The organism is Thalassolituus sp. UBA2590 (assembly GCF_002339775.1).
Taxonomy (GTDB): Bacteria; Pseudomonadota; Gammaproteobacteria; order Pseudomonadales; family Oceanobacteraceae; genus Thalassolituus.
Map to the genome: position 1 here is coordinate 1 of NZ_DDKU01000093.1, position 3,952 is coordinate 3,952.

The window sequence follows — 3,952 nt, forward strand, 5'->3', positions numbered from 1 at the left end:
GTCGACTCGTTTTAACGAGAAGTCTTCTGAAATCACAGGCGCCAGCGCTGATGATTCAAAAGCTGAATTCGAGCGTCTGTTTATCACTACGCCAGACAAAGCAGCGAAAACCATCATCAATGGCGTTAAGAAAAACAAGCGTCGCGTACTGATTGGTCCGGATGCTGTTGCGTTTGACCTGATGGTTCGTACTCTCGGTTCCTGGTACCAGAAAGTCATCGTTTCGGTTATGAAACTGCAGGCAAACCAGAACCGTAAGAAGAACAAGACTGCTTAATAGTTAGTTGAGTGTTCTGAATTTAAGAGGCTGCTTATGCAGCCTTTTTTATTGCTCGGAAATTCTATGGATACTCAATTACTAAAAGCGTTAAAGAAAATTCAGGGAACGGAATGGCTGATATATCTGGCCTTTTTTCTGACTTGTTTAGCGATCGTGTACTATTTTTCTGCTGAGTACCGGCAAGATGCTGTGTTGCTATTGAAAATCATCTTCCCTGTATATTTTGGTGTTTACTGGGTATATCTCAGAAGAACCATTTGCCCCAAAAGTGGACATCGGTTTCACCGGTATTTAAGGCTGTTAGGTTTTGGGGTGAACAAACCGATCACTTGTCAGAGTTGTGGTCTGACAATGCATGGGCGAAAGCGCTACCCCGAATCTTCGGGTGATGAACGGCATTCATAATTTCGCCGGTTGGAGCTGGTTGTATTTGTGGAAATCATAGAGTGATACTATAGTGATACTTTATATTCTCGAGTATCAGCTATGAAAACCGAGCTTGTTACCAGCCTGAAGCGTCAGGCAACCCGCATTCTTGCTGATCTTCACGAAACCAAAGAGCCTGTGTTGATTACAGAACATGGCCAGCCATCGGCGTATTTGCTGGATGTCGATGACTACGAGCAGCTGATGACCCGTATGAGCATCCTTGAAGGGATCGCTCGCGGAGAGCAAGCGGTCAAGGATGGCCGCGTTATGTCTCATAGTGACGCTAAGGACCGGCTTTCAAAATGGATGAAATAACTCCGGTTGAAGTAATCTAGACGGAATCCGCGGTTCAGGATGTCGATGCCATTGCAGATTATATTGCTCTTTCTGATCCGTCGGCTGCCCGTGCGTTAGTGCAGCGTATTTTCGAAGTCGTTGGATGACTGGAGCATTTTCCGCTCTCTGGACGTGAACCTTCGGAGCTGTCCGGCTTTTCTTATCGTGAAGTCATCGTGAATCCCTGCAGGGTATTTTATCGGATAGAAAACGATAAAGTTTTTATTCTTCATGTATTTCGTCAGGAGCGGGATCTCAGACGCTATCTGATCTCTTTCTCTGAATAACGATTTCTCCTGAAGCTGAACTTCTACCTCCGTTGTAATCTCTCTAAATACTCACTCGGGCTCTGCCCGGTCCAGCGCTTAAATGCCCGGCTGAAGGCTGAGGTATGAGCAAACCCCAATGAAGTTGATAACTCGGTGACTGAGTTGCCACCCCGGGCAAAGTATTCCCGTGCGAAGCGTGCCTGTATTTTTTCGACTTCGTTCTTGTAGCTGGTGCCTTCTTCGGCAAGCTTGCGACGCAGTGTACGGCTGCTCAGGCCCATTTCTCTGGCGGCGGTATCCAGCGATGGGTTGGCCCCGTATGAGCGGATCAGGAAGTTTCTGAGCTTAAGTGGCAGGTATTTCATCGCCCGCGTGGGTACTCGCTGCAGGAAGGCTTTCTCTGCGGTCAGGGCCATCAGGCGGTTAGCCAGTGGCAGTTCTTTATCTGCCCCTGTGCTGTGGCCGATCATCCGGTTCTGTGGGCGGTCGAAGTAGACCGGGCAATTAAAGTAGCGCTGATACAGGTGACCCCAGGGCGGCTTTGGATAGGCGAACTCTATTCGTGTCGGCATCATATCCGGGTCTCCGCCGGCGAGATCAGAAAGCATGTTATAGATGCTGACAAAATTGAGTTCGATAAAAAACTCGGTGTAGGGCGCGAGAGAAATATTCTCTTCGATGGTCATCCAGCTTTCTTCTTCGCCGACATGCGCGGAGATATCAAGCGGGGGGAAGTATTCACTACAGAAGCGTGAAAGCAGCAGACAGGCTTCGTGCAGTGACGGCTGACAGACGACGGCAAGACCCGCCATTCCATAATGAGAGACGGTCATGATATTGCCGATAAATAATCCCAGGTAAGGCATATCAAAGAGTTTCACCGCCTGGTCAACCAATCCAACGACCTGCCCGGTTGAGATAAACCTGTCTTTTACGATGCCATCTGAGAGGTCGACGCCGACGTTCAGGAAGGCTTCGTAATGATCCATTCCCATGCTGATTTCGATCAGATCCTGAACATGTTTCAGTCGGGAAGCTCGTTCAGTGTCCAGCGTCTGGAGTCCGAGTTCTTCTTCGAAATCGGGTTTTTCGCGGATGGAGAAGTAAGTCAGTATATGACCGAGCGGTATACACGCGGCATCTCTGTCCATAAGCGTCGGGTAGGCGTATCTGTTGGATAAGTGAGTAGCAGTCTGGCACGGAACGGCAGCCTCAGAAACCTTCGGCTGCCTTTTGGCCGTATTAATCAGTCACGCTGATAATCAAAGGCGCTGAACCAGCCCTCGGCGAGGTGCTCTTCGTGCTCGTCGCCATCGAAGTAACCGTACGCTGCATCGTTATCCTTCAGTTGTACTTCCAGGAAAGCAGTAACCATTGTACGGATGCGCATCTGTTCGATCTCATCACCGGTGCTGATGAAGTCGAGGTGGCTGGCGTCAGAGATCATCGCCAGGCCGCGTTCGATATCAGAACGGAACTGCGGGTAATAGACTTCGCTGTTGACTGCCACGATGTCTTCGGCGGCACCCACGATCATGCTTGGCACTGTGATCTGGGTGTAGTCGACGTTGTAGGCGCCCAGCCAGGGAGCCAGAGCAATCATGCTCGCAGGCTTCTCGACCATTTCTTCGGCGGCCATGATGGCGCCACCGCCACCCATGGAGTAACCCATGATGTTGCGCTTATCGAGATCCAGCTTACCTTCCAGTGGGCTGTCGGCGCGATCATTCTCAGCTGCGAGTACGTTGAAACCGGAGATATGAGCTTTACGCCAGATCGGTGGCACAGACAGTGGGTTGGTCGGAGTGATGGTGAGAACAACAATGCCATGACTGGTCAGGTGATCTGCGAGCCAGAACATCTGCTCTTTGGTGTTAGTAAAGCCACCAGTCAGCGTGGTAGACGGATAGCTGGCCTCGCTCAGGTCACACGGATACGACATGCGTGCTGAGGCGTAGCCATCATGGTCGAGGTTTTCTTCATACGAGCAGATTTCGTGGGTGCCCGGATTCGAGAGATCCTGGCTGTATTCACCGTCACCGGGTTCTCCACCACCAAAACAGCCCTGCAGCAGTGCAGCGAAAGCGACCGGGGCGACCCTTAATACCGTCATAGTCTTCATGATTTTTACCTTTTGTTTTTATTGTTCAGAGGTCAGCCAATAAAGCAGATGCCGACGCCATGGTCACGTGCTTTGCGCTCGCGGGTAGAAAACTGGTCTGTGCTGACGTCTGTTTGGCCGTTAATGGTAAGTCGGGTGTTTGTCAGTGATTTTTCCGGACAAGGCAGGGCAGGCGCTCTGGCTTTCTGTAGCGCCCTGCTTATTTCTCCGCACGCGCGTGTGATAGCTCTCCTGTCTGTTTATGACAAATAAAGAGAATCAATAGCATCTGCAAAAATTCTAAATTAGTCGTTTTTTATGGTCTGGATATAGTTTGTCGTCGGGCCCGCAACGACCTCTCGGTGACGAGGGGATGACAACATTACTCTGAGACACAAACATGAAAAAAATGACAACGTGGAGCAAAGCGGTTTCGCTGGTTGCTTTCTGTGCGGCAGGTCTGGCGTCTCAGCCCCTGATGAGCGGCTACAACGCATCTAAGTTCGCGGTACTCGGTCTGACCGAATCTCTGCGTCA

Annotated in this window: 5 protein-coding genes and 1 pseudogene; 4 read left to right on the forward strand and 2 right to left on the reverse strand. The window is 50.4% G+C overall.

The features are described from left to right. The 4 genes and pseudogenes from B2067_RS08650 to B2067_RS08665 form a co-directional block, all read left to right on the forward strand. Nucleotides 1-277, forward strand: a pseudogene (locus tag B2067_RS08650) (short-chain dehydrogenase); the annotation flags it as partial. 66 nt (nucleotides 278-343) lie between these two features. Beyond that, the gene (locus B2067_RS08655) at nucleotides 344-685 is read left to right on the forward strand and encodes a hypothetical protein (RefSeq protein WP_301388137.1); all 342 of its coding nucleotides are present in this window, start codon (nucleotides 344-346) and stop codon (nucleotides 683-685) included. An 81-nt stretch (nucleotides 686-766) separates the two neighbouring features. Beyond that, entirely contained in the window at nucleotides 767-1,024 is a 258-nt protein-coding gene (locus B2067_RS08660) for a type II toxin-antitoxin system Phd/YefM family antitoxin (RefSeq protein ID WP_068438572.1), read from the forward strand. 128 nt (nucleotides 1,025-1,152) lie between these two features. Beyond that, nucleotides 1,153-1,332: a type II toxin-antitoxin system RelE/ParE family toxin gene (locus B2067_RS08665; protein WP_301388142.1), complete on the forward strand. Its 180-nt coding sequence runs from the start codon at nucleotides 1,153-1,155 to the stop codon at nucleotides 1,330-1,332. 23 nt (nucleotides 1,333-1,355) lie between these two features. On the opposite strand, the gene B2067_RS08670 is transcribed toward B2067_RS08665, so the two are convergent. Then, nucleotides 1,356-2,465 (reverse strand): AraC family transcriptional regulator, encoded by a 1,110-nt coding sequence (locus tag B2067_RS08670; protein ID WP_301388139.1) that lies wholly within the window; start codon nucleotides 2,463-2,465, stop codon nucleotides 1,356-1,358. A gap of 95 nt (nucleotides 2,466-2,560) precedes the next feature. Beyond that, nucleotides 2,561-3,436, reverse strand: coding sequence for a hypothetical protein (locus B2067_RS08675; RefSeq protein WP_301388141.1), 876 nt, complete (start codon nucleotides 3,434-3,436; stop codon nucleotides 2,561-2,563). Between the last annotated feature and the right edge of the window lie 516 nt (nucleotides 3,437-3,952).

Coding starts and splice junctions, on each gene's coding strand:
- B2067_RS08670 (WP_301388139.1), bottom strand. CDS start 2,465: ATGGACAGAGATGCCGCGTGTATACCGCTCGGTCATATACTGACTTAC.
- B2067_RS08660 (WP_068438572.1), top strand. CDS start 767: ATGAAAACCGAGCTTGTTACCAGCCTGAAGCGTCAGGCAACCCGCATT.
- B2067_RS08675 (WP_301388141.1), bottom strand. CDS start 3,436: ATGAAGACTATGACGGTATTAAGGGTCGCCCCGGTCGCTTTCGCTGCA.
- B2067_RS08655 (WP_301388137.1), top strand. CDS start 344: ATGGATACTCAATTACTAAAAGCGTTAAAGAAAATTCAGGGAACGGAA.